This is a genomic window from Brevibacterium sp. SIMBA_078 (genome assembly GCF_046534565.1).
GTDB lineage: Bacteria > Actinomycetota > Actinomycetes > Actinomycetales > Brevibacteriaceae > Brevibacterium.
Genome location: NZ_JAWRYQ010000158.1, coordinates 1 through 279 on the forward strand (window position 1 = coordinate 1; position 279 = coordinate 279).

Sequence of the window (279 nt, forward strand, 5' to 3'; positions counted from 1 at the left end):
CAGTTTGAGGTGCCAATTCACTAAAAAGGAGCTAAAAGATGTTGTTAAAAGCTGTCATAGTGGATGATGAAAAATTAGTCTCACATTTTTTAAAAATGCAATTAGAGGAAACTCAGCTGATAAACGTGGTTGGGGAGTTTTTAAAACCAACCGATGCGTTAAAGGAGATTCCCAATCTGAAGCCTGATGTGGTTTTTCTAGATATTGAAATGCCAAGTATAAATGGAATTGAACTGGGTACGAAATTATTACATAAAGTTCCCCATTTAGAGATTGTTT

At 34.8% G+C, this 279-nt stretch carries 1 protein-coding gene; it reads left to right on the plus strand.

Annotation, left to right across the window (positions count from 1 at the left end):
- Positions 1-38: 38 nt before the first annotated feature.
- A partial coding sequence (locus SB749_RS19270; protein ID WP_410711720.1) for a LytR/AlgR family response regulator transcription factor occupies positions 39-279 on the plus strand: 241 nt, incomplete at its 3' end.